Origin of the sequence: Thiobacillus sp., from assembly GCF_013693775.1 — a bacterium.
Lineage (GTDB): Bacteria > Pseudomonadota > Gammaproteobacteria > Burkholderiales > Thiobacillaceae > Thiobacillus.
Genome location: NZ_CP059257.1, coordinates 675,824 through 700,339, shown reverse-complemented (window position 1 = coordinate 700,339; position 24,516 = coordinate 675,824). Strand labels below are relative to the sequence as shown.

The window sequence follows — 24,516 nt, the reverse complement described above, 5'->3', positions numbered from 1 at the left end:
CGGACCGGCGTTGCCCTGATCCGCCCGGGAGCGGGAGCGTGTAGCCTGATCCGCTCAACTGACCAGGACGAACTCCAGCGTATTCATATCCGGATCACGGCAGAACAGCGCCGCGCGCCCCGACTTGCTGGTCGTGTATTTCACGCCCACCGCATCGAGCCTGCTTTTCAGCGCAGCCATGTCCTTCACGCCAAGCGCGATGTGACGATCGCGCCCGCCGTGCTCCGGACGCACATTGCCGACATCGGGGTTGGGCAGCTGCATCAGGTGCAACTGCTGGCCGCCGCCAAGTTGGTACCACTCGCCGGGATAAGGCAGCTCGGGGCGGTCGGGAAACACGTTGAGTCCGATGACTGACTCATAGAAGGCCTTCGCCCGCGTCAGGTCGGTCACCAGCAGGCCGGCGTGCAGTAGCGCAGTGATGTCAGACATGGTGCGTTTCCTTCGATTGATCGTTTTCCATGTGGCCGGAAAACAGGCTGGCGGTGACGATCATGACGGCGCCCACCCATTCCTGCACACCCATGCGCTCGTCGGAGAGGAAATAGGCCGCCACCGCGGCGACCACCAGTTCGAACAANAAGATGACGATGGCCTGGTTGGCTGGTACGCGCGCCAGGCCGTACTGCACGGCATAGGTCATGCTGCCGATGGCAATCCCCACCCCCAGCAGCAACAGCCAGGTGGCGGGCGCGGCATCCGCCATGAAACCGAGCTCGGCCGGCCTGAATGCCAGTCCGACCAAGGCCAACACCGCCACCCCCGCCCATACCGACACGGCCTTGGCGCCCTCCGCCACGCCCTCCAGATGGCGGCTGATGACGTTGCTCGCCGCGAACATCACGCCTGCCGACAGCCCCAGCCATTCGGCACGGTTGGCCGGCAGCGGCCATTCGCCGGGTTGCCACAGCATCACCAGCGCGCCGCCCGCAGCTAGCGCCATCACCGCCCAGCCGGCGCGATTGAGCTTCTCATGCAGCAGGAAACGGGCGAACAGCACGGTCCACAAAGGCGACAGATAGAACAGCAGCAGGACCCGGACCACTTCGCCTTCGAGCACGGCCAGCACATAGGCCAGGTTGGTCCAGCCAGCCGTCAGGCCGATCGCGGCAAGCCACAGCCAGCGGCCGCGTGCCTCGCGCAGCACGCGGCCATGCAGCCAGCCGATCAGCAGCAGGGGCGTCGCATAGGTGAACAGGCTCGACGCGATACCGTCCACGCCCGCCTCGCTCAACAGGCGATAGGGATACCATACCAGCCCCCACAGGGAGGCGGCGTAGACCAGACTGCTGATGGCAAGCGTGCGCTGCAAGGGAATCGACGGCATGGGGCTTTATAATGTGTGGCTTGGTTAAATTCCGTACAGCAATGAATCCGCGTCTCGATCAACTCCATCCCTACCCGTTCCAGAAACTGCGCGAGCTGTTCGCTGGCGTCACGCCGGATGCCGGGCTGTCGCCGATCAATCTGTCGATCGGCGAGCCCAAGCATCCCACGCCCCAGTTCATCAAGGACGCGCTGGTCGCCGGACTCGGCGGGCTGGCGAATTATCCCATCACTCAGGGCTCGGATGCGCTGCGCGTTGCCATCTCTGCGTGGGCCGAACGGCGCTATGGCGTGAAACTCGACCCGGCGACCGAGGTGCTGCCGGTGAACGGTTCGCGCGAGGCATTGTTCGCCTTCGCCCAGGCCGCCGTCGATTCGAGCCGCCATGGCCGCCGCACGGTCGTTTCACCCAACCCCTTCTACCAGATATACGAAGGCGCCGCCCTGTTGGCCGGCGCCCGTCCCTTCTTTCTCAACACCCTGCCGGAAAACGGCTTCCGCATGGACTGGTCGCGCGTGCCGGACGACCTGTGGGAAACGGTCAGCCTGGTCTACGTGTGTTCGCCCGGCAACCCCACCGGCAAGGTGATGTCGCTGGACGACTGGAAGGAACTGTTCGACCTGTCCGACCGGCATGGCTTCGTGATCGCGGCCGACGAATGCTACTCGGAAATCTACTTCGAGGAAGGCCAGCCGCCCTTGGGTGCGCTCACCGCCGCGCAGCAGCTCGGCCGCGGCTTCAAGAACCTCGTCGTGTTCAACTCGCTCTCGAAGCGCTCCAACGTGCCCGGCCTGCGCTCCGGCATGGTGGCGGGCGACGCCGAGGTGATGAAGAAATTCCTGCTTTACCGCACCTACCACGGCAGCGCGATGAGTCCGGCGGTGCAGGCCGCCAGCGTCGCGGCATGGAACGACGAGGCGCACGTGATCGAGAACCGCCGCCAGTACGCCGAAAAATTCGCCGCCGTGATGCCCATCCTGAAGGACGTGCTGGCCTTCGACGCGCCCGACGCCGCCTTCTACCTGTGGGCGCGCGTACCGGGCGGCGACGATGCCGCGTTCGCGCGCGGCCTCTTTGAAAAGCAGCACGTCACCGTGCTGCCCGGCAGCTACCTCGCGCGCGACGCCGCCACCGTCAACCCGGGCAAGGGCTTCGTCCGCATCGCGCTGGTCGACAGCCTGGACGCCTGCGTCGAAGCTGCGAAGCGCATACTCAGTTTCGTCGGCGAAGCGGCGTAACCCCAATGCTGTTCAGTATGGGTATATTCACTTCGACCGTTCGCCCTGAGCTTGTCGAAGGGCTGCCCTTCGACAAGCTCAGGGCGAACGACTCAAGGGCTAAGTGAACCGCATTGAGCCTAATCCCTATTCATTTATCCCCATCTCCTAAAAAGGAAACATCATGCAAGACCTGCAGAAAATCATCGAAGACGCATTCGAGCGCCGCGCCGAGATCACCCCGCGCAATGCTGAACCCCAGGTCAAGGACGCGGTTATGGCCGTGATCGACCTGCTCGACATGGGCCAGCTGCGCGTCGCCGAGCGCGTGCAAGGCCAGGAGTGGAAAACCAACCAGTGGGTCAAGAAGGCCGTGCTGCTGTCGTTCCGCCTGGAAGACAACGCCTTCATCAAGGGCGGCTATACCAATTACTATGACAAGGTGCCCTCCAAGTTCGCCGACTTCAACTCGAAAGACTTCCGCGAGGGCGGCTTCCGCGTCGTGCCGCCCGCCGCTGCGCGCAAGGGCTCCTACATCGGCAAGAACGTCGTGCTGATGCCCTCCTACGTCAACATCGGCGCCTATGTCGGTGAAGGCACCATGGTCGACACCTGGGCCACGGTCGGCTCCTGCGCGCAGATCGGCAAGAACGTCCACCTCTCCGGCGGCGTCGGCATCGGTGGCGTGCTCGAGCCGGTGCAGGCCAACCCCACCATCATCGGCGACAACTGCTTCATCGGCGCGCGTTCCGAAGTGGTCGAGGGCGTCATCGTTGAGGACAACTGCGTGATCTCGATGGGCGTCTACATCGGCCAGTCGACCAAGATCTACGACCGCGAGACCGGTGAAGTCATGTACGGCCGCGTGCCTGCCGGCTCGGTGGTGGTGTCCGGCAATCTGCCGTCCAAGGATGGCAGCTACAGCCTGTATTGCGCGGTGATCGTGAAGAAGGTCGACGAGAAGACGCTGTCCAAGGTCGGCATCAACGAACTGTTGCGCGGGATCTGACCGACTGGATGCCCCGGTACAAGGAGACGCCATGAAAACACTTCTCGCTGTCACCGTATTGCTCGCCGCAGGCCTGACGGGCTGCCAGACCAACCCCGTGTCGGGTCGCTCGCAGCTGGTGCTGGTTTCGGAAGAACAGGCCCAGGCCTCGTCCGCGCAGGCCTATGCGCAAACGGTCAACGAGGCCCAGAAGAAGGGCAAGCTCAGCACCGACGCGGCGCTGAACGCACGGGTCAAGCGCATCACCGACCGGCTGATCACGCAGGCGGGCACCATGTACCCGCCCAGCCGCAGTTGGAAATGGTCGGTCGCAGTGATCGACGAGCCCACGCTCAACGCCTGGTGCATGCCGGGCGGCAAGATGGCGATCTACACCGGCATCATCACCAAGCTCAAGCTGACTGACGACGAAATCGCCCAGGTCATGGGCCACGAAATCTCCCACGCGCTGCTGGGACACGGCCGCGAGCGCATGTCGCGCGCCATGGCCACGCAGGGCGGTCTGCAAATCGGCTCCATCCTCGCCGGGGTCGACCTCACCGTGCTGGCGCCGGTGGCCGACATTGCGCTGACCCTGCCCAACAGCCGCGAGAGCGAGAGCGAGGCTGATCGCTACGGTATCGAACTCGCCGCCCGCGCAGGCTACGATCCGCACGCCGCGATCAGCCTGTGGGAAAAAATGAGCCAGGCCAGCGGCAACGGCCCGCCGCAATTCCTGAGCACCCACCCGGCGCCCAGCAACCGCATCCAGGCATTGAATGCGCTGGTGCCGAAAATGATGCCAATCTACGAGAAAGCCCGTAACTGATGGATACGCCGACCGACGACAAACTTGCCAGCCTCAAAACCCTGAGCACTGTTATTTATGCGCTGTACGCGCTGTCGCTGTTTTCCGGCGTCACTGCCATCGTCGCCATCGTGCTGAACTACATCAAGCTCGACGACGCCAAGGGCACCTGGTTGGAAAGCCATTTCCGCTGGCAGATCCGCACCTTCTGGTGGGGCCTGGTGTGGTTCGTCCTCGGCGGGCTCACCTGGATCATCCTGATCGGCTGGGTCGTCCTTGGCGTCGCCTGCATCTGGTTCATCTACCGCATCGCCAAGGGCTGGCTCAACCTCAACGACGGCAAGCCGATGCCGTTGTAGGGTTGTAGGCATGGCATTCTGGGCCTATCTGCTGCGCTGCGCGGATGGCTCGTACTACGCGGGCCATACCGACGATCTGGACAAACGCATTGGCGAACACGTGGCCGGTGTCTGCGGCGGATATACCGTGACCCGGTTGCCGGTTGAACTGGTTTGGAGCCAGGCGTGCGCCACACGTATCGAGGCGCTGACATTCGAGCGGCGGATCAAGGGTTGGAGCCGCGCGAAGAAAGAGGCGTTGATAAAGGGGGCTCTGTTGAATTTCAAGTGGGTTGTTCTGCATGAGGGTTAATGGCGTGGAAATCGAGACGGCCGGCGATCAGGAAGATGACGGTTTTGATTGTGTCGATGCGGGTGAAGCCACGGGCACGCCGCTTGGCGGCCTGGAACAAGCCGTTGATCGCCTCCAGAAATCCATTGGTCTGCCGTGTCTGAGCCCAGGCCACGATTCCTTCCAGATGGGATCGGATCATCCGGGCAACCTCCTTCATCGGCTCGACCTTGGAGCGCATGACGCAAGTGCACCAGTGTTCCAGCATGGCGCGCACGACGTTGATTTGTTTGCGATCAAGGATTTCGCGCAGTTGCTCCTTGTAGACCCAGGCGCGCGCCGTGCGCTTGACAGTCATCCTGGCAATCAGTGCGTCAAGATCGGCAGCAGCCTCGGGCTTGAGCCGGGAGGCATCCTTGAGCAGCGTCCAGCGCATGCCCTTGAGGGACTTGTCGGTGCGCTGCTCGATGCGGCGCATCTTGTCCACCGCCGTGCTGGCGTGGCCGATGACGTGGAACTTGTCGAAGGTGATGCGGGCATTGGGCAGATGCTGGCTGACTCCGGCGATGAAGGCTGGCGACATGTCGATGCTCGCCGAGGCGATGTTCCCGGCCGGGCAGCCATGGTCGCCCAGATACTCGGCCAGTTGCGCAATGGTCTGGGCGTCGCGCCCTTCCGTGACGAACAGCACGCGCCTGGCCTCGGCGTCTGCGGCCAGGGTGACATAACTGTGGCCTCGGGCGCGCGAGGTCTCGTCAATGGCCAGCGCCGTGACACCGGAGTGATCCGCCAGGCCGCAGGCCATCTCCACGTACTTCTGGCACACCGCCAGCACCCGGTGGGACGATTCGCCCACGATGCGCGCCACGGCGGCAAACGGCATCTGGCGCGCCAGCATCAGGATGAAGGCTTCGAACAGCAGCGTGAAGCCATTCAGCCGCCCGGCAAAGTCAGGCTCGACCAGTCGCACCGAACCATTGGGCAGCTTCACTCGCGGCGTGCGCACCTGCAGATGGCACTCATGCTGGAAGAAGTTCAGGTGCCGGTAGGTCTTGGTCACGGTGTCGTGCACCGGATGCACGCCTTCATGGCCCGAGACCTTGAAGCGGCTGCCAGCCTTGAAGTCAATCAGCACGGTCAAGGTCCTGGCCGACTCGTCGAAGTCGACCGACGCCACCGTCCACGGCGGGGCAATTCCAAGGGCAGTTTCAAACAGCTTGGCAGTCATGAATTCACTCATCCAGGTTNNGGTCAATATGACGTCAGCTTACCCACTCGGATTTCAAGAGAGGCATAAAGGGTGACTGGGAGGAGGTATCAAGGCTGGCCAGGAACAGATCCGATAAAAAGGATTAAGCATTGCCGAGAGGTGGTTCGACAGGCTCACCACGAACGGAACAAAGACCAGTAGCCTAATCCAGGCTTACCAATGGATTCAGCCAAGCACCCAACTTTCAGCCCGTTCGCCCTGAGCTTGTCGAAGGGCTACCCGCCCCAACCCTACGAAATCCTCACCTCCGTCCCCACCTTCACCAGATCGAACAGCTCCGCCACGTCCGCATTCTTCATGCGAATACAGCCGTGCGATGCTGGCGTGCCGATCCGGTGTTCCTCGTGGGTGCCGTGGATGTAGATGTAGCGGTTATGGGTGTCCACCGTCCCGCCCTTGTTCCTGCCTGGCTCTAGGCCGTCCAGCCACAGGATGCGCGTCAGGATCCAGTCGCGCCCCGGGTTTTCGGCGTCCAGCTCCGGCGTCCAGATCTCGCCGGTCGGCTCACGGGATTTGAAGGCGGCGCACAGCGGCGCCCCGGCGCCGATCTTGTCAGCGATGCGGTGGCGGCCGCGCGGCGTGCAATAGCTGCCGTTCTGCTCCCCTGCCCCGTTCGCCGCCGTGGAAACCGGATACTGCCGGATGAGCAGATCGCCGTCCGGAAAAGGCTCCCACAAATACAACTGCTGCAGGCGCATGTCCACCTCGATGAACAGCTCGCTCATTGCGCCGTCTCCTTCTTCTGCTGCCGGCGCGACTCGAAGAACCCCGAAATCATCGCCGCGCACTCGTCCGCCAGCACCCCGCCGGCGATGTCGCAATGGTAGTTCAGGCGCGGCTCGGCGAACACGTCGATGATGCTGCCGTGCGCCCCGGTCTTATATTCCTTCGCGCCATACACGACCCGCGCCACTCTTGAATGCAGGATCGCTCCCGCGCACATCACGCACGGCTCCATCGTTACGTAGAGCGTGCAGCCCACCAGCCGGTAGTTGCCCAGCCGCCCCGCCGCATCGCGCAGCGCCATCACCTCGGCATGCGCCGTGGGGTCGTGGCTGGAGATCGGTCGGTTGAATCCGCGCCCGACGATCTCGCCGCCGCACACCACCAGCGCCCCCACCGGCACCTCGCCGGCATCCCGCCCCTGGCGCGCCAGTTCGAGCGCGACGCGCATGTAGTCCTCGTCCGTCATCACATATCCAGGGGCTGAGGACCCCGTGCCCGCCTTTGTTCAATACATGGGTGTAGATCATCGTCGTCGCCACATCCTTATGGCCCAGCAGTTCCTGAATCGTGCGGATGTCCTGGCCGCGCTCCAGCAGATGCGTGGCAAACGAATGCCGCAACGTATGCGGCGTCGCGGGCTTGACCAGGCCCACCGCCTGCACCGCCCGCTTCACGGCCCGCTGCAGCAGCTTTTCGTCCAGATGATGCCGCCGCTCCTCGCCGCTGCGCGGATCAATAGAATAGCTGCCCGACGGGAAGATATATTGCCAGCCCCACTCCGTCGGTGCGTTCGGGTACTTGCGGGCCAGCGCGTCCGGCAAGTAGACCGAGGCCTTGCCCGCCAGTTTGTCCTGCTCGAACACATCGCGCCGCCATGCCAAATGTGCCCGCAAATCGGCCTTCACCGACTCGGGCAGCATCGTCACCCTATCCTTCGCCCCTTTGCCATCGCGCACCACGATCTCGCTCCGCGCAAATTCCACGTCCTTCACCCGCAGCCGGATCACCTCCATCAAGCGCATTCCCGTGCCGTAGAGCAGCCGCGCCAGCAGGCCGTACACCCCTTCCATTTTCCCCAACATCGCCCGCACTTCATCGCGTGTCAACACCACCGGCAAATGGCGCGGGCGCTTCGCGCGCGTCACCTTGTCCAACCAGGGCAACTCGATACCCAGCACCTCGCGGTATAGAAAGATCAACGCCGACAAGGCCTGATTCTGCGTCGCCGCCGCCACATTGCCCTCCACCGCCAGATGCGTCAAAAACGCTTCGACTTCAGACGCCCCAAGGTCGCGTGGATGGCGTTTGCCGTGAAACAGGATGAAACGCCGGATCCACTGCACATATTGCGTCTCCGTGCGAATGCTGTAATGCTTGACCCTGATCCTGTCGCGCACCTGGTCAAGCAATTTCGGAGCCGGAGAGGAAGGTGCATCTTCTTGCGACATATATCCCCCTATTGATAATGGGAACTCAAAAAATCAAAGAGATCATGAAATCAATGCCGGTTTTATACACCTTGTTTGAGACTATATATACACCTTTCAAGGTGTATATTGCACGTTGGGCACCAGCAATGCGGCCAGCGTGGTGTTGCCGTCGCCGCCGTATGGGATGCACTCGCCGTCCCATCCGTGAGCGAGTTCTTCCACCTTCACGACCTCACCGTCCACTTCAATCCGTGGGCTCCAGTCGTCGCCGAAAATTTCGCGCTTGTAGCTGTCTGCCACCTGGTGCGCATGTGCCTCGTCCTCGGCCATAACCACGCCATAGGTGGTTATTTCAACCATGTAGGGTTTCATCATCGTCTCCCGCGCCCAACAAGGCGCTCAAGTTCGTTCCGCGCTTCGCGCTCCACGGGACCGCGCTTTCAGCGCGGCCCCTTAGCTGGTTCGTTATGCGCCATCATCGCCAGGCGCAGCAGTTCGTCCCGAAATTCCAAAGGCGTGGCGTTCGCCTCACGCTTGCCGAGGGTAGGCTTGTTCGCCGCCTTCCCNCGTTGATCGTGAAAACCGATCTGGTGCGTTCCTTCTGGCCTTTCCCACCGCAGTTCAAAAGGCGGGTTCGTGCCGTGGTAGTAAAGCCATGTCGCCTTGTTCGCTCGATGACCGTAGGCGCTCTGCCAAACCTCGCACACCCACCCGCCATCGATGGTGCGCTGCCATCCAATTGCCGCCGGTTGCGCCAGTCCGTGCGCTGCCCATGCTTTAGTTTTCGCCGGGTGCTCAAGCACGCCGCCAAACCGCCGCACGCTTTCAAGCGCCGCCGCAAAACAGCCGCCGTCGTTCCCTGGCTTGTTGTGCTCTCCGCCCCATCGGGCATAGTTCACAACCGCCATCGCGCCCCACAACTGGCACGGCGGGTGCGCCACCACTGGCAGCGGACCGGCGTAGAGCCTTGCGTCCCGTTGCTCCGGCCAAGCATCAACGTCCGGCAGTCCCGCGTAGCATCCGTCCGGCTGCACAAACAGTGCGGCCAGGCGCATAACACGGCGGTCAACACGGACGCCTGCCAGCGGCGCTTCGCTTGCTGTCATGCGCCGGTTACCTCAGCGTTCGGCACCATCCAGCGCAGGGCATCGTGCTCGCCTTGCTCTCTTGCTCGCGCAATGATCTGGTGAAGGTCGATCTGTGAGAGGACATAAACATCCAATTTCAGCGTCTGGCCCTTGTACCCCATGTAATCGCCTTCTGTTTTAATGCAATCCTCCAGTATCTTGCGCAGGGCCATTTCTGCCATCTTTCCGGCTTCCATGCGAATGATGGCGCTGCGCCCAATCGCGCTTAGTTCAGCGTCTTTCACAAAAGCCACAGCTTGTAGCCGGGTTGCGGTTTCAGGAATCAGGCTTGCCATCGTTTTCTCCAAGTAGTTAAGTCGGGTGCCGAACACAACGCTCGTGCGGGACCGCCGCTAAAGCGGCGTCCCCACAGCTAAGCGTTGGGCCCTACATGAATAAAGCTCTGTGGATTCTTGTCGCTGCGCTAATGCTTGGCTCCGCTTCTGGCATTTACCCGCCACTCTTTGGCGCGTATGCAATGTCCTTCTCTATTCTCTTGGCAATGGTTCTACTTGCTATTGCGCAAAGAAGAAAACTTGCAGCTCAATTGAAGCCCGGTGAAAGACAAACGATGCCCAAAGGCCAGAAAGTCATCTTGTTTATTTGGCTTGCCCTTGCTATTGGCCTAGTGTTGATTGGCAGTTTGACGAAGCAATAGCATGTCCTGCTGCCAATTGCCCAACCCTTCGGTCAACCGGACCTGCCGCAAGCGGCAGTCCGGTTACCTCCAACGTTAGCCATCATGAGTATTGATCCTGGTTACGCTGCGGTAGCAGTTATTGCAACGGTCTACTTTGTAGCCTTGCTCTCGCCGGTCATCGCTGCCAGTTACCTCTCGGTGTTCATGGGGCGCGGGGTTCCAGGTAGGTGGTTGTTTATGTTCTTCGGCCCAGCAATCGCTTACGCAATCTTGCTGGTTGCTACCGCCTTTTTTCTTCCCTTCTATCTAATCGGTGTCTTTCTCGTCCCGGGCCTCCGCGATCTTGGGCACAACTTGCCATTCTGGGTGCCATTGCTGGATTGGGTTATCAATTACGACTACCTAATCATCAGCACTTTGCTTGTAATACTGTCGGTTTGGCTCGTGCGCTATGTGTGGCCACGCTGGCCCGGTGTTTTGGCCGCCATGGCTAACCCTGTATATGGACTCCCTCAATAGCAAGAAACCAGATCGATAGTTGTGGCTGTTCGGAATTGCGTGCAGTCGTATATCCGGCATCTTGAGTGGGTTCTGTGTGACCCGTGCCGACATGGAATCTGCTCACGGCGCGCCAATCGTTACAAGCGGCAGCTTGGGTGCCGGAAGAGTTACCGGCGTCAGTCCGTGATGATGCAATCATTTGAGCCATGATGGGCGATCAGTCTCTTCGCAAACGCAGGGTGGTGATTTCCTTGCTCAAACCGCCACGGCGTACGCCGTGCGGTTTGTCTTCTTGTTCTCCTCCCGGACACTGAGCTTGCCGTAAGGCTCGTGATCCCGCAGCACGGCGTAGCAGATGCGCGCCAGCTTGTTGGCCAGCGCACAGGCTGCCTTGTTGTGGTTGGTCCGGCCCTGCACCCTGAGTGCCCAGTTTTTCAGGCCGTCGACCTGTCGGCCTGCCTGTTTCGCCACGACGGCCGATCGCAGCACCGCCCGCGCGCCGTGCGTGAGCAGCATCCTCAGATAGCGGTCGCCGCGTTTGGAGATGCACCCCAGGCGGCGGGTGCTGCCGGAGGAATATTCCTTGGGCGTGAGGCCGAACCAGCTGGCGAAGTGGCGGGCGTCGCGGTAGTGGCCGACTTCGCCCGAGGTCGCCGCGACCATGGCGGTGGCGGTCAACAGACCGATGCCGGGGACGCTCAGCAGTTCCTTGCAGGCGGGGCTTTGCTGCGCCAGTGCGGTGAGCTCCTTCTCCAGTTGCGCGACGCGTTGCTCCAGCAGGCGGATTTCTTCGACCAGCAGCTTCATTGAGCCCCGGATCAGGTCGGGAATGCTGGACGCCGGGTCGGCCAGGATGCGGGCGATGGCTTCGACGCCGGTGCGGGCACCCTGCGGAATCGCCAAACCGAATTCCCGGCAGAAGCCGCGCAAGGCATTGATGCGGCTGGTGCGAGTGGACATCCACAGCGAGCGGGTGCGGTGCAGGCCCTGCAGGGCCTGCTGTTCGACCGACTTGATCCGCACGGGATCGATGTCGGAGGCGCGCAGCGCTTCGAGCAGGGCCGCCGCGTCGGCGGCATCGGTCTTGTTGCGCTTCACATAGGCGCGGACGTATTTGGCGGGCAGCAGTTTCACTTCGATGCCGAGGCCGGAAAGATGGCGTGCCCAGTGATGGGCGGAGCCGCAGGATTCCATGACGACGAGCGAGACGTCGCGGTTGTGGAACCAGCGCTCGAACTGGCTGCGGGTGAGGCGGTGGGTTTCGATGACTTTCCAGGAAGCATCGGCCACGGCCAGCTGGAAAACGGACTTGGCAAGGTCAACGGCTACGGTAGTAGACTTCATGTCGGACTCCTTTCGTTGAAGACATCTGATCCCCATCCCCATGAAGACCAGTGACGCCAACTATGGCAACAAAAAGACGGGGAGTCCATCCCATCACTCAACCGCGCTCCCTTGGGTCGCTGGACTCGCCAAAGCTGCGCTTTGGCGAGCCGGTTAGCTCCACGTTGGGCATCATGAGACTCACCTCGATTACGGCGGTTGCCATATCTCTAACCATGCTGGCTGGCTGCGTCGCCATGCCTATGAATCGGACGTACTACGAACCCAATCCAGCCGATGGCGCTCCAATTCGATCTTCGAGTTGCGGGTGGAATGCCACGGCCTTGGATGCGCTTGAGCGAGACATTGGGGGAATAGTCATTTCCGTGTTTCCAAGGTACGAGAAAGGGAAACCCTTAAGCATTTATATGCTGCTTGGAAAAACAACGAAGTCTGTAGACACCAACTTCGAAATGATCGAACTGAGGTCGGGCGACGGTGCTGCATCTACTCACCCAGTAACAACGAACGCCAAGCCTGCCGGCCCCTACTTCTATATGTCAATCAACTATGTCTTCCCTTCATCATTCGATGCCGACGAGATTTCATTGACCTTCTTGCCGGGCTTCATCAAATTGGATGGCAGAGACATTGTTGTGGCTCCGTTTCGTTTCAAGCGCACCACAAAGTCAGACTTCTACTACAACTCGATAAACTGCTGACGATATGACGCCCAACCCTGCGCTACAGCGGGCTTCGCCCGCTTACGCGGTCGGCTGAGCTTGAACGTTAGGGAATAGCGAATGTCCGCAAAGAGCGTATCCGTCAAATCGCTGCCTGGCCTGCTCTTGCTTGCCTTTGTAGGTAGCGTCTAGGCCTCACCCAAACCAGTTGCCTGGCCAATCAAAAAAACTTTAGGCAAGCTGTCGAAACCTCCCCTGCTTATTCGTCGACAAGTAGTACCAGGAAATCGCCTGGTACATAACAGTCGAGATTTGCGGCAGTGCACGAAGCCCTGTTGGCTGAGCCGGAGGCCAAAATTAAAGGAATCGAGAATTATGAGCAAAGTATTCGTCAACATTGGACTTAGCCTCGATGGCTACATGGCACCGGAAGGAATGACCATGGATAATCCTGGGTACAAGAATTGGGGTGCCAAGTGGGGTGCGCTGATGGCTTGGATCATCAATCAACAGTACTTTCGCGAGAACCTCAAGTTCGGACCAGGGNGAGAGACCGGCCCGGTCAATGATCTGGTTCGCAGCACCATGGAGCGCATTGGTGCCAACATTATGGGCAAGCGAATGTTCGACCAGGGCGAGAGCGTCTGGCCAGAGGAGGCTCCGTTTCACACGCCGGTATACGTTCTTACCAATGAAAAACGCGAACCCTGGGTACGCCCCGGTGGGACGACCTTCTACTTCATCAATGACGGGCCGGAGCGTGCCCTGGAGCTGGCTCGGGAATCCGCAGGCAGTCGTGATATTCGTATCGCGGGTGGAGCGGATGTGATCCAGCAGTACTTGAACCTGGGTGTCGTCGACGAGCTTGAAATCGCCTTGGCGCCCGTGTTGTTCGGCGGCGGGCGGCGTCTCTTCGAGAACCTACGCGAGCCCGGGCCGCAGTTTCGCATTGACAGGGTTCTTGATGGTCCAGCCGCAACACACGTGCGCTATGTGCGTCAGTGAGGGCGGCCTAACAGCCGGTTGCCGCGGTCGGCTGAATTCTAACGTTACCTTCGACGTTAAGCCGCCATGGCAGAAGATACGTGTAAATCGCTCACATCGGCGGGCAACTGGCGTCCAACCGCTATCTTTGACACCACGAATGGAGAATGAATATGGTCCCCAAGAACACGATCTGTCTTTGGTATGACGGCACTGCCCTGGACGCCGCGAAGTTCTACGCCGAGACCTTCCCGGACAGCACGGTGGGAGCGGTCTGTCGTGCGCCCGGCGACTATCCGNCGGGCGAGCTGGGCGACATTCTGACGGTGGAGTTCACCGTGATGGGCATCCCTTGTCTCGGCCTGAATGGCGGCCCGGCGTTCAAACACAACGAGGCCTTTTCGTTCCAGGTTGCGACTGACGACCAGGCCGAAACCGACCGCTTGTGGCATGCGATTGTGGACAACGGCGGTCAGGAGAGCGCCTGCGGCTGGTGCAAGGACAAGTGGGGCCTGTCGTGGCAGATCACGCCGCGCGCGCTCACTGCCGCAATCGCCGATCCCGATCGCGCTGCAGCCAAGCGCGCGTTCGAGGCGATGATGCAGATGAGANAAATCGACATCGCGGCGATCGAAGCGGCCCGGCGCGGCTGACGCTCAAGCGCGGCCGTTTCGATGGCCGCGAACTTTCGTGGTCGAAAATCGACCCAATGTCAGCGCCCAAGGCGCCTAACGTAAACAGAGGCGAACCGGGCGACGCCATTGAGGCAAGACCACGGCATGCGCTAAATTGACGGTGTTTGCATCACGGCTCAACTGGAGAAACCGGTGCCCGATCCCTCTCCCCTTCTCGATTTCCTGGTCCTCTCGCGCGGGAAATGGGATTCCGACAAGTCCCCGGAAGAAATCCAGCACGCCATCGACGCCTTCTACGTCTGGCACGATCGTCTGGTACAAGAAGGCAGGCTCAAGCCGGGCCAGAGGCTTGCCACGCAAACCAAGCTGGTTTCGCGCTCGGGTGTGAGGGATGGTCCCTATGCAGAGGCGAAGGAGGTCGTCGGGGGCTACTGGTTTNTCTGCGCGGCCAACCTGCAGGAAGCCGTCGCCCTGGCATCCCAGAATCCTTGCCTGGCCTGTGGACTTACATTTGAAATTCGACCTATCGAAAGCGAGCGGGCAAGTGCCTTCAAGCTGACGAACGAGACTCCCGGCCCTGGTACCAGGTAGTGTGTGGATATCATCAAGGCGCATGAATCCTATTTAGGGCACAAGAATGAAAACGCAGTATTACGCAGCGACCAGTCTCGATGGCTTCATTGCTACCGAGAATGACTCACTTGACTGGCTGTTCCCGCTTGGTGACCTGAATAGCTCCAGCTATCCAGCGTTCATTGCTGATGTGGGTGCGTTGGCGATGGGATCAGCAACTTACGAATGGATGGTGCGCAACGCCGAAAAGCTTGCCTCCGAGACCGGCTCGGCATGGCCGTACACGCAGCCAGCCTGGGTATTCTCCAGTCGCAGGCTTCCAATCATCGATGGGGCAAACATCAGATTCGTCAATGGAAAAGTACGCGACGTCCACACTGAAATGCAAGCGGCTGCAGGCACCCAAAACATCTGGATAGTTGGAGGCGGGGATCTCGCGGGCCAGTTCTACGATGCTGGCTTACTGGACGAACTGATCATCCAGGTGGGTTCGGTCACCCTCGGCAAGGGCAAGCCACTTTTCCCTCGCAGACTGCTCAGCCCAATTCTGCGCCTGATGTCAGTTCATCAGATGGGGGCTGGCATGGCTGAGTTGCGCTATGAGATACACAAAGGCGGTCCGGGTGGAGCCGTTTAACGATCCATTCAAGCGTGACCGACTAAAACACGTCCCTTCAGCCACCCCTACCCTGACATGGACAATTCCATTTTCAGCCGTATCCGCAACTACCGCGCTGTCGACGATCGGCTGAGTACCTCCGGACAACCCTCTGTGGACCAGTTGCGCGAGATCGCGGAGGCTGGATTTACTCTTGTCGTCAATCTGGCACTGCATGACGATCCGCGCTACTCGCTGCCTGACGAGGCGGGCGTTGTTCGATCGCTTGGTATGCGCTATGAGCATATCCCTGTCCAGTTCTCGGCCCCCACCCACGCCGATCTCCTCGCGTTTTTCGAGGTCATGGCCAGGAACGGAGGCGAGACGATCTGGGTTCACTGCGCGGCCAACATGCGGGTCTCCGCTTTCCTGGGGCTGTATCACGTCATTCGGCAAGGCTGGACGCACGAGCGGGCATTCGCCCTCATGAACGATATTTGGCAACCCGACGAAACGTGGTCTTCGTTCATCTCCGCCACCCTGGACGGATCGCATGGCTGATGTCCCTATACGGCAACGGGACAACGCTTCCGCGCGCCAGACCCTGTCCAGCACGCCAAAGACAAGGATTCTCGTTGCCGGCGCGAGCGGGNCAATCGGCCGCCGTCTTTGCCGCATGCTGGTTGACGATGGCTGGTCTGTGGCCGGGACGACCCGCTCGGCGGACAAGGCGTCGATGCTGCTCGACCTGGGTGTCGAGCCGGTGATCGTGGACGTGTTCGATGCGCCGTCGCTGCTTGGCGTTGTCCGGAAGGCGCAGCCGGATATCGTCATCCACCAGCTGACCGATCTTCCGCCTGCGCTGGCCCCCGAGAAGATGGCCGAAGCACGGATCCGCAATGCACGCATCCGTGAGATCGGCACGCGCAACCTGGTCGCCGCGGCGATTGCGGCGGGCGTGAAACGCATGGTGGCCCAGAGCATTGCCTTTGCCTATGCGCCCGGTCCGAAGCCATACCGCGAAGATGCGCCGCTGAATCTGGATGATCCCGATATCGGCTTGTCCGCACGCGCCGTGGCCAGCCTGGAACGGCAGGTGTTGACTGCGCCGTTCGAAGGCATCGTGCTGCGCTACGGAAAACTCTATGGGCCCGGGACGGGTTTCGACCGGCCACCCGGCGATGGACCATTGCACGTCGATGCCGCCGCCGATGCGGCGCGCCGGGCGGCGACGTGCGGAAAGTCCGGGNTATACAACATCGCTGAAGCCGATGGCGCGGTGTCCAGCGACAAGGCGGTCGATACGTTCGACTGGAATCCCGGCTTCCGCCTGGGCGAAGCCGAGCGCTGACGGGAACGGACGGCCCGCCGGCCCCTCGCGCGAGGCGCTCTATAATCGTTTTCATCCCCACTCTTCCGACACACCATGAACCTTGAGAAGGTCGTATTCGGTNTTTTCATCATCCTGGCGATGACGCTGAACTTCGGCTTCGTGTTCGGCGATATCGACAATCCGGCGCATCACCATGTGTATGAGCTGTTTTTCGCCATCATCGTCAATCTCGTCGCGACCGTATTGAAGTTCGGCGAGCGCACCCAGATCGGGGCCATCCACCTCGCCAGCAGCCTGGTGGCGGACCTGGGGCTGCTGGCAGCCGCCTGGATCTGGGCGTCGGCCGTGTATTTCGACGGCACGGGGCTGACGCCGGATGCCACGGCCAGCATCGTGTCGATGTCCGCCGGCGCCCTGGCCGCCAATGTCCTGTCGGTGACCATGCTGCTGGTGGAAACCGTGATGTTCCGGCGCTGAGATGCACAACACGCTGTTCCTGATCCTGCGGCGCATGCGCGCGCCGCTGATCTTCCTGATCCTCAGCTACGCGATTTCGCTGCTGGGCATGACCCTGATTCCCGGCGTGGACGCCGCCGGCCGGCCGGCGCCACCGATGGATTTCTTCCATGCCTTCTATGTGGTCAGCTATACCGCCACCACCATCGGCTTCGGCGAAGTACCGGGGACCTTCAGCGACGCCCAGCGGGCCTGGACGATCGTCGTCATCTATCTGACCGTCATCGCCTGGCTCTACAGCATCGGCTTCATCCTGAACCTGCTGCAGGACCCGGCCCTGCTGCGCGCGGCCAGGGGCAACCGGTTTGCAGCCAGGATCAAGCGCCTGCGCCAGCCGTTCTATCTGATCGCCGGTTGCGGCGAGACGGGTTCGCTGCTCATGCATGCGCTGGACAACCGCAACCAGCAGGCCGTGGTGCTGGATATCGATCCGGACCGGATCGGCGCCCTGGAACTGGGACAGTACCACCTGGACATTCCGGCCCTGTGCGCCGACGCCAGCCTGCCGGAGAACCTGCTCGTCGCCGGGCTCAAACATCCGCACTGCGCCGGCGTAATCGCGCTCACCAACGACGACCGCGCCAATCTGAGCGTGGCGGTGACGGTCAAGCTGCTGCGGCCGCAGCTGCCCGTCCTGTGCCGGACCGACTCGCTCGAAACCGCGGCCAACATGGCCTCGTTCGGTACGGACGAAGTGGTCCTGGCCTTCGAGACGTTCGGGGAACACATCGCCATGGCGGTCGATTCGCCGGGCCACCATCTACTGTACGAATGGCTTACCGGGGTACCCGGCGAGAGCCTCACCGAACCGCTGGAGCCGCCGCGGGGCACGTGGGTGATCTGCGGTTATGGCCGTTTCGGCAAGGCCATCACCCATCACCTGAAGCGGGTGGGCATCGAACCGGTGGTGGTGGAGGCCACCCCGCTCAAGACCGGCTGCGACGACTGCATCGTCGGCACCGGAACCGAGGCGCATACCCTGCTGGAAGCCGGCATAGAGGATGCCGTGGGCATCGTCGCCGGCACCGACGACGACATCAACAACCTGTCCATCGTCATGACGGCGCGCGAACTCAATCCCGGGCTGTTCACCGTGCTGCGCCAGAATCGCCATGCCAACGAACCGCTGTTCCAGCATTTCCGGGCCAATGTCACGATGCAGCCCTTCCGCATCGTCGCCCACGAATTCCTGTCGCTGCTCATCACGCCCCTGCTCTCCCGCTTTTTCAGCCTGGCCCGGTCGCGCGACGACGCCTGGGTCGACGTGCTGATCAGCCGCATCGCCGCCGTACTGGAAAACACCATGCCGGACGTGTGGGACCTGGAGGTTTCGCGCAGCCAGACCGAGGCAGTCTGGGAAGCCATACGGGACGGCACCTCCGTCCCGCTGCAGGCGCTGCTGCGCAACCCGGCCGGCCGGGACGAGACGCTGGCCTGCATTCCCCTGCTGTTGAAACGGGGCGACACAGAGAGCCTGATGCCGGAACCGGATGTCCTGCTGCAGGCGGGCGACCGCCTGCTGTTCTGCGGCGAACGCCAGGCCCGCCATCTGCAGAGCCTCTGCCTGTATAACTTCGGGGTGCTGGGCTATCTGCTGACCGGCCAGGATGCCCCGGGCGGCACGATCTGGCGCTGGCTGAATCGGCAACGTACCGCCAGGGCAGCCTAGAAGCCTTCGATATCAATCGCATTCGGATAGGAGTGGACGGCATGGCCGATACCCCGCGTTACCCCATCATCTACGTCCGCGGCTACGCGATGACGAAGTCGGAAATCACCGAAACCACTTCGACGCCGTACATGGGCCTCGAACTCGGTTCGACCAAGGCGCGCCAGGCCTGGGATGGCGCGGTGCGCAAGGTCTTCTTCGAGTCGCCCATCGTGCGATTGCTGAAAGAAGGTTACAGCGACATCTACCGGGACGGCCTGCAGGTCGAGTCCGGACTGATCCCGTTGCAGAGCATCATTATCCATCGCTACTACGATGCGGCCGATCCGGATTTCGGGTCCGGCAAGGTGCCCACGATCATCGATGCCGCGAAAGGACTGAGCGACCTGATTCTGCGCGTGCGCGACCAGGTCTGCCTCGACGGCCGCATGAAGCCCGAGGACTTCAGGGTGTATCTGGTGGCGCATTCGATGGGCGGCCTGGTCTGCCGCTGCTTTCTCCAGAACGGCGCGGCCGGCAGCGACGCGGCGCGCAAGCTGGTCGACAAGGTGTTCACGTTCGCCACACCCCACAACGGCATCGAGATGGCCGGGATGAATGTTCCGGGTTTCCTCGGTCTGTGGGACCTGAACAACTTCAACCGCGACGAGATGAGAAAGTATCTCGACATCAAGGACAAGGCCGTCGGGGTCAATTCGCTCGACGGAAAATTCGACCCGAGCCGGTTCTTCTGCCTGGTCGGTACGAACAGCAAGGACTACGATGTGGCGCGCGGCGCCTCCCGGCTGCTTGCCGGCGAACTGAGCGATGGACTGGTGCGCATCGAGAACGCCTATGTGTCGGACGCGCCGCGTGCCCACGTCCACCGCAGCCACAGCGGTCCGTACGGCATCGTGAATTCGGAGGAAGGCTTCCAGAACCTCACCCGCTTCCTGTTCGGCGACGTCAGCGTCAATGGCGTGCTGGAAATCGAAAACCTGCCGCTTCCGCCCGTGGCCAGGCTGCAGAAGCTGCTGGGGACGAAGGTCGGCTACTACTTCGAGGTGGCGGTCGCCACCCGCGGGGCGCTCGACTTCGATCTCACCCGCCGCACGGTGGCCAACAACAGCGCCATATTGCGATCGCGTGCCGAACTCTTCGAGGACGATGGCACCCTGAAGCCGGATGCGCGCCATCCGCATCTCTTCTCCACCTTCCTTGACCTGTCGAAGCGGCCGTCTGACAGCCGGGAAATGATGTTCACGATCCAGCTCGCCGTATCGATGATCACCTATACCGGCGAGGATGCTGCACGCGACGATCACTACGTGCCCGGCGAATACCTGTTCCGCGACACCGTCGTGATCAGCGCCATTCCGCCGGCAGACCCGGCCGCATCCTGGCAGGTCGGCTTCGTCCTGGCCGACAGCGGATGGTCGAGTGCGAAGACGACCCTGGCAAACGGANAAACCGACGAGCAGGGCCAGCCCTATGTCGCGATCCCGCTGGAGAACGAGAAGGGCTTCAAGGCCAGCTTGCGGCTATACGGCGCGCATTGGTTCTGACTTCTTCCCTCGCCGTCTCGATGTGGCGAATCGTAAGGGCCCGATCAGTCCTATGCGCGCCGGAAGGCGGGATCACGGGCATTAGCCGGTACGCGCTGCTGCACAGGGCGGATCCACGTAGAAATGCAACTGGTTGCGGCCGGCTGATTTGGCCTGGTACATGGCTTCATCGGCATGCCTGAGCAACTGATCCGCGCTTGTTGCATGACCGCAGAACGTGGCGATGCCGATGCTGGGTGTGCTGATGCAGAGTTGTTCGTCGAGCCGGTAGGGCCGTGCGAGCTTGCTCAGGATCTTGTGGCCCAGCTCGCCTGCCTCCACGGCGGCCGCGGACGCCGTGTCGCCCAGGTTGTCGAGGATGATGACGAATTCGTCGCCACCCAGGCGCGACACGGTGTCGCTTTCCCTGACGCTGGCGAGCAGGCGCCGCGCCACCTCACCGAGCACCCGGTCGCCGGCCTCGTGGCCAAGTGTGTCGTTGATGATTTTGAAATTGTCCATGTCGATGAACAGAAGGGCGCCGTATCTTCCGCTGCGGCTGCTGGCTGCGAGTTGATGCTCGAGGCGGTCCAGCAAAAGACGGCGGTTGGGTAGTCCGGTCAGCGGATCGTTGTAGGCGAAGTCGCGAATCATGATTTCGGCGGTCTTGCGCTCGGTGATGTCCAGTATGACGCCGTCCAGCCATCGCGCCCGGCCGTCATGGTCCGACGTGACGCGGCCTCGTTCGCTGACCCAGCGCGGGAATCCATCGGCGGTTCTGATGCGGTATTCGATGTTGTAAATACTCCGCTTGGCAATCGCTTCGGAAATCGCCTGGCTCACCATTAACCGGTCATCCGGGTGGATGAAATCGATATAGGAAACCGCGCCGGAAACAAAGCGTTCCGGCGGCTCGCCCGTGAGTGCCTGGATACCAATGCTGAGTTGCTGCACCGGCGAAGATGATCCTACCTCAGCCCGGAACACGGCCCCGGGGACGTTTTCGACGAGGGCCTTGAAGCTGTCGAGACTGGTTTCGAGTTTTTCCGCCACATCGTGCATCGCCCGGCGATGTCGCGCATTCATATAGAGGACCAAAAANAGCAACAGGTCGAGCGCCAGGCCGCCGAAAAANATCATGCGGGGCTGGGCGCTTCCCGTTCTCGATTCGAATACGGAATTGCTCTTGAAGCGCGCAGTCCAGCGATGGCCGCCGATCTGCAAAACCTTGTCGGTCACATAGCGAGAAACATGTGCAGACCCGGTGGAGGCGAAGAGCAGGTTTTCCGGCCTCGGCTGATCGTCGTACAGTTCGATTTCAACTTCCCGCTCAGCGTCGCCAAATACCCTGTTCAACAGATCGTCCACCCGGAACGGGCTGTAGACGAAGCCGAGCAACGCACGCCGTCGCGCGGCCACGCTGTCGTGCGGCATCCCGTTGCGATAAACCGGTAGATACATCAGGAAACCGGCTTGGTTCTGCCGCCCCGTTTCCTGAACGAGCGTGACCTTTCCCGACAGGGCAGGATTGCCGCTATCGCGTGCACGCTCCATAGCCTCGCGGCGAACTGGATCGGAAAACATGTCATAACCGAACGCGCGTAAATTCCGCCCGCTGAAGGGTTCGAGATAAACGATGCTGCTGTAAATCGTGCGGTCGCCGGCCGGATGGATGGTGTAGGCGGGGTATCCTTCCGCACGCACGCTGCGCTCGTGTCGTTGCTTCGCCTCCTTGGGGACCATGAGGGAAAAGCCGGTGCCCTGGATGTCGGGNAGGCCGTTGTCGAGTTGGAGCATCTCGACATAGGCGTGCCATTCCGCGCGGCTAACCCGGCTTTTCGCGGCAAANAGGGCAGCACCGCCGCGCAGCGCCTGCTCGTAATCCTGCATGCGGCCGAGCAGGAGGGTTTCCTGTTTTCTGGCGTCATTCTCGAAACTTTCGTTTGCCCGTCTGGCAAACTCCGTCTCGGAATAACGCCACAAGGCGATAGTCAGAAACAGCGTAATCCCCAGTACGACCCACGCGATCGTTTCTCGATCCAGGATCGCGCCGATCCGCTGCAAGGGCGGGGTCTTTGCCGCCGGCGTCGCAGTGAGCAAGCTCTCGGGTACGACCGCACCTTTTTTAATGGCTGATTCCCCTTCGCTCCACGTGCTTGTGCTCGATAAAAAAGCGGTGTGATCGGCCGTGGTCTGAATTTCATGCATCCGGCCGCACCCATACGCAAGCGCTTTTCTTCTCGTGGTCATCATCATTCAGCCCCGGTCTACACAGATGTAAGAAAGCTCTGATTCCCCGTAAGCGCTTCGAGGAATGCGCCGAGGGACGGTGCGGGGCCAGGAAATTTAGGCCAAAGGCTCGGCGATCCGATTCATCGGTTGATGGTAGGCTGTGCGCTTCCCCTAATGCCAAAGCCTTAGACGACGATGCTTCCTTCGCCTGCAGCAGTCTGGTTGGTGATCACCCATCTGGGTGCGGCCGGCATCATGCTTCCGTTGTTCCTGGTCATCGCGACCGAGCTGTGGCTCGCTGGACAGAAGTCCGACCTCCTGGCCTGGATGCTGGCAATGTCGGCAGGCGGGGCGATCGTGCTCGCCAGCAAGATCGCTTTCATCGGCTGGGGATGGGGAAGCGCGTCGCTGGATTTTACCGGCGTCAGCGGCCACACCATGCTGGCCACGTCCATTCTTCCCGTCTGGATGGGCCGACTGCTGGCAGAGCCGGGGCAGCGTTTCAGTCTTTCCGGCGTATCCCTGGGCCTCGTGATCGGTGCCGCGGTAGGGGTATCAAGGCTGGCATTGGAGGCGCACAGCCCGAGTGAAGTGATGGCAGGCTGGCTCCTCGGGCTGGCGATCAGCCTGACCGCCTACACGGTGATGCGGCACCGGCGTGCCGTCCAGGGCGTCGCCGCTCTAGCGGGCGCCTTCCTGCTGCTGGTCTTCAACCCTTCCTGGCCCGGCTATTTCCCCACCCACAAGTGGGAGGTCGGCATTGCGCTGGCCTTGTCGGGCCATGCGCAACCCTATGTCAGGCAGGATCTCCATCGCCCGTTGCGAGAAAGCGCGGCTGAACTCTCCCGGCGCGACTAGGCACGGAACGCGCAGCGCTCAAACTGCCGCCAGCGCCTGCTTCCGATATTTGTTCAGGTCGCGCACGTTCTCGAATGTCTGGCCCAGCAGACTCGACAGATTGCGGAGAATGCCGCCGACGACCTTGCTTTCCCAGGCATCGTCGAAACGGATCTGCTCGTCGAGCCAGTGCTCCAGCCATTCCGGATTGGGCAGGCGCGACTGGATGGTGTCCTTCGGGAACAGGGTTTCGTTGACATGCAGGTTGGTCGGGTGCAGCGCCTTGTCGGAACGCTTGCTGGACGCCATCAGGAAACCGATCTTGGCGAAGGCTGCGGCAACGCTCTGGCCTCCCTCCTTCAGCGCGCGCTTCATGTATTGGAGATAGGCGCCGCCGTGGCGGCCTTCATCGCGCGAAATGGTTTCGTAGATGTGCTTGATGACCGGCTCGGTATGCCATTCCGAGGCGCGCTTGTACCACTGCGTGAGACGGACTTCGCCGCAGAAGTGCAGCATCAGGGTTTCCATCGGCGGCGCCGGGTCGAAGGGGAAGCGGATGGCGTGCAGTTCGTCCTCGGTGGGCGCAAAATCGGGCTTGAAGCGGCGCAGATATTCCATCAGCACCAGCGCGTGTTTCTGCTCCTCGTAGAACCAGATCGACATGAAGGCGGAAAAATCGCTGTCGTGCACGAAGTCGCGCAGGAACATCTCTGTGGCCGGCAGCGCCGCCCACTCGGTAATGGCATTCATCTTGATGGTCAGCGCCTGCTCGTCGGTCAGCTTGGCGGCATCGAAACTGTCCCACGGAATGTCGGTTTCCATGTTCCAGCGGGCACGTTCGAGAGATTTGAAGAGGTCGATGTAAAGCATGTTGTAGGAAGGGGCGCCGGATTATTGGGGTGTCCCCAGTGTGCCCATTGTTGTCCGAATGAATGACATTTTAGTG

General features: G+C 61.4%; 28 protein-coding genes and 1 pseudogene. 18 read left to right on the top strand and 11 right to left on the bottom strand.

Annotation, left to right across the window (positions count from 1 at the left end; all coding sequences use genetic code 11):
• Positions 1-54: 54 nt before the first annotated feature.
• Entirely contained in the window at positions 55-432 is a 378-nt protein-coding gene (locus HZY77_RS03490; protein ID WP_296632750.1) for a VOC family protein, read from the bottom strand.
• On the bottom strand, positions 425-1,327 hold the full coding sequence (locus HZY77_RS03485) for a DMT family transporter (RefSeq protein ID WP_296818779.1): 903 nt from the start codon (positions 1,325-1,327) through the stop codon (positions 425-427). Before HZY77_RS03485 ends, HZY77_RS03490 begins: the two co-directional genes overlap by 8 nt.
• A gap of 41 nt (positions 1,328-1,368) precedes the next feature.
• On the opposite strand from HZY77_RS03485, the gene dapC reads away from it, so the two are divergent.
• The 5 genes from dapC (at position 1,369) to HZY77_RS03460 (ending at position 4,991) form a co-directional block, all read left to right on the top strand.
• Entirely contained in the window at positions 1,369-2,565 is a 1,197-nt protein-coding gene (gene dapC / locus HZY77_RS03480; protein WP_296818777.1) for a succinyldiaminopimelate transaminase, read from the top strand.
• A gap of 163 nt (positions 2,566-2,728) precedes the next feature.
• Positions 2,729-3,553, top strand: coding sequence for a 2,3,4,5-tetrahydropyridine-2,6-dicarboxylate N-succinyltransferase (dapD, locus tag HZY77_RS03475; protein ID WP_296818775.1), 825 nt, complete (start codon positions 2,729-2,731; stop codon positions 3,551-3,553).
• A gap of 31 nt (positions 3,554-3,584) precedes the next feature.
• Positions 3,585-4,361 (top strand): M48 family metallopeptidase, encoded by a 777-nt coding sequence (locus HZY77_RS03470; RefSeq protein WP_296818773.1) that lies wholly within the window; start codon positions 3,585-3,587, stop codon positions 4,359-4,361.
• Positions 4,361-4,699: a hypothetical protein gene (locus HZY77_RS03465; protein ID WP_296818771.1), complete on the top strand. Its 339-nt coding sequence runs from the start codon at positions 4,361-4,363 to the stop codon at positions 4,697-4,699. The genes HZY77_RS03470 and HZY77_RS03465 overlap by 1 nt, the downstream gene beginning before the upstream one ends.
• A 10-nt stretch (positions 4,700-4,709) precedes the next feature.
• A complete protein-coding gene (locus HZY77_RS03460) occupies positions 4,710-4,991 on the top strand; it encodes a GIY-YIG nuclease family protein (RefSeq protein ID WP_296818769.1) in 282 nt (93 codons plus the stop codon).
• Here HZY77_RS03460 and HZY77_RS03455 read toward each other — a convergent pair.
• The 6 genes and pseudogenes from HZY77_RS03455 to HZY77_RS03430 form a co-directional block, all read right to left on the bottom strand.
• A complete protein-coding gene (locus HZY77_RS03455; protein ID WP_296820769.1) occupies positions 4,963-6,198 on the bottom strand; it encodes an ISL3 family transposase in 1,236 nt (411 codons plus the stop codon). The genes HZY77_RS03460 and HZY77_RS03455 overlap by 29 nt on opposite strands.
• Before the next feature lie 272 nt (positions 6,199-6,470).
• Positions 6,471-6,965 (bottom strand): L,D-transpeptidase, encoded by a 495-nt coding sequence (locus HZY77_RS03450; RefSeq protein WP_296818767.1) that lies wholly within the window; start codon positions 6,963-6,965, stop codon positions 6,471-6,473.
• Complete coding sequence (gene tadA / locus HZY77_RS03445) at positions 6,962-7,414, bottom strand: tRNA adenosine(34) deaminase TadA (RefSeq protein ID WP_296818765.1); 453 nt, start codon at positions 7,412-7,414, stop codon at positions 6,962-6,964. Before tadA ends, HZY77_RS03450 begins: the two co-directional genes overlap by 4 nt.
• A 28-nt stretch (positions 7,415-7,442) precedes the next feature.
• Positions 7,443-8,414: pseudogene (locus HZY77_RS03440) on the bottom strand (integron integrase); the annotation flags it as partial.
• 96 nt (positions 8,415-8,510) lie between these two features.
• A complete protein-coding gene (locus HZY77_RS03435) occupies positions 8,511-8,768 on the bottom strand; it encodes a hypothetical protein (RefSeq protein ID WP_296818763.1) in 258 nt (85 codons plus the stop codon).
• Between the two features lie 730 nt (positions 8,769-9,498).
• Positions 9,499-9,819 carry a hypothetical protein gene (locus tag HZY77_RS03430; RefSeq protein ID WP_296818761.1) on the bottom strand — a complete coding sequence of 107 codons (321 nt, stop codon included), beginning with the start codon at positions 9,817-9,819 and terminating at the stop codon, positions 9,499-9,501.
• A 95-nt stretch (positions 9,820-9,914) separates the two neighbouring features.
• On the opposite strand from HZY77_RS03430, the gene HZY77_RS03425 reads away from it, so the two are divergent.
• Positions 9,915-10,181, top strand: coding sequence for a hypothetical protein (locus HZY77_RS03425; protein WP_296818758.1), 267 nt, complete (start codon positions 9,915-9,917; stop codon positions 10,179-10,181).
• An 84-nt stretch (positions 10,182-10,265) separates the two neighbouring features.
• On the top strand, positions 10,266-10,682 hold the full coding sequence (locus tag HZY77_RS03420) for a hypothetical protein (protein WP_296818756.1): 417 nt from the start codon (positions 10,266-10,268) through the stop codon (positions 10,680-10,682).
• A gap of 237 nt (positions 10,683-10,919) precedes the next feature.
• On the opposite strand, the gene HZY77_RS03415 is transcribed toward HZY77_RS03420, so the two are convergent.
• Positions 10,920-12,008, bottom strand: coding sequence for an IS110 family transposase (locus tag HZY77_RS03415; protein WP_296818754.1), 1,089 nt, complete (start codon positions 12,006-12,008; stop codon positions 10,920-10,922).
• Positions 12,009-12,181: 173 nt separating this feature from the next.
• Here HZY77_RS03415 and HZY77_RS03410 point away from each other — a divergent pair, with 173 nt between their 5' ends.
• From HZY77_RS03410 to HZY77_RS03365, 10 genes are all read left to right on the top strand, one after another.
• Positions 12,182-12,709 (top strand): hypothetical protein, encoded by a 528-nt coding sequence (locus HZY77_RS03410; protein ID WP_296818752.1) that lies wholly within the window; start codon positions 12,182-12,184, stop codon positions 12,707-12,709.
• Between the two features lie 336 nt (positions 12,710-13,045).
• The gene (locus tag HZY77_RS03405; protein ID WP_296818750.1) at positions 13,046-13,675 is read left to right on the top strand and encodes a dihydrofolate reductase family protein; all 630 of its coding nucleotides are present in this window, start codon (positions 13,046-13,048) and stop codon (positions 13,673-13,675) included.
• A gap of 146 nt (positions 13,676-13,821) precedes the next feature.
• Positions 13,822-14,307 carry a VOC family protein gene (locus tag HZY77_RS03400; protein WP_296818748.1) on the top strand — a complete coding sequence of 162 codons (486 nt, stop codon included), beginning with the start codon at positions 13,822-13,824 and terminating at the stop codon, positions 14,305-14,307.
• Positions 14,308-14,481: 174 nt separating this feature from the next.
• A complete protein-coding gene (locus HZY77_RS03395) occupies positions 14,482-14,880 on the top strand; it encodes a YciI family protein (RefSeq protein ID WP_296818746.1) in 399 nt (132 codons plus the stop codon).
• 46 nt (positions 14,881-14,926) lie between these two features.
• Positions 14,927-15,499, top strand: coding sequence for a dihydrofolate reductase family protein (locus tag HZY77_RS03390; protein WP_296818743.1), 573 nt, complete (start codon positions 14,927-14,929; stop codon positions 15,497-15,499).
• A gap of 57 nt (positions 15,500-15,556) precedes the next feature.
• On the top strand, positions 15,557-16,021 hold the full coding sequence (locus tag HZY77_RS03385; protein ID WP_296818740.1) for a protein tyrosine phosphatase family protein: 465 nt from the start codon (positions 15,557-15,559) through the stop codon (positions 16,019-16,021).
• 115 nt (positions 16,022-16,136) lie between these two features.
• Positions 16,137-16,811, top strand: a complete 675-nt coding sequence (locus HZY77_RS03380) for an NAD(P)H-binding protein (protein ID WP_296818738.1) — start codon at positions 16,137-16,139, stop codon at positions 16,809-16,811.
• A 75-nt stretch (positions 16,812-16,886) separates the two neighbouring features.
• Complete coding sequence (locus tag HZY77_RS03375; protein ID WP_296818736.1) at positions 16,887-17,270, top strand: DUF6394 family protein; 384 nt, start codon at positions 16,887-16,889, stop codon at positions 17,268-17,270.
• Position 17,271: 1 nt separating this feature from the next.
• On the top strand, positions 17,272-18,978 hold the full coding sequence (locus tag HZY77_RS03370) for a potassium channel protein (protein ID WP_296818734.1): 1,707 nt from the start codon (positions 17,272-17,274) through the stop codon (positions 18,976-18,978).
• A 41-nt stretch (positions 18,979-19,019) separates the two neighbouring features.
• Positions 19,020-20,522 (top strand): hypothetical protein, encoded by a 1,503-nt coding sequence (locus HZY77_RS03365; RefSeq protein WP_296818731.1) that lies wholly within the window; start codon positions 19,020-19,022, stop codon positions 20,520-20,522.
• Between the two features lie 81 nt (positions 20,523-20,603).
• On the opposite strand, the gene HZY77_RS03360 is transcribed toward HZY77_RS03365, so the two are convergent.
• Complete coding sequence (locus tag HZY77_RS03360; RefSeq protein WP_296818728.1) at positions 20,604-22,601, bottom strand: GGDEF domain-containing protein; 1,998 nt, start codon at positions 22,599-22,601, stop codon at positions 20,604-20,606.
• Between the two features lie 327 nt (positions 22,602-22,928).
• Between HZY77_RS03360 and HZY77_RS03355 the strand changes: the two genes are divergently transcribed.
• On the top strand, positions 22,929-23,591 hold the full coding sequence (locus HZY77_RS03355; RefSeq protein ID WP_296818726.1) for a phosphatase PAP2 family protein: 663 nt from the start codon (positions 22,929-22,931) through the stop codon (positions 23,589-23,591).
• 18 nt (positions 23,592-23,609) lie between these two features.
• Here the strand turns inward: HZY77_RS03355 and HZY77_RS03350 are convergent, their stop codons facing one another.
• A complete protein-coding gene (locus HZY77_RS03350; protein ID WP_296632682.1) occupies positions 23,610-24,440 on the bottom strand; it encodes a ferritin-like domain-containing protein in 831 nt (276 codons plus the stop codon).
• Between the last annotated feature and the right edge of the window lie 76 nt (positions 24,441-24,516).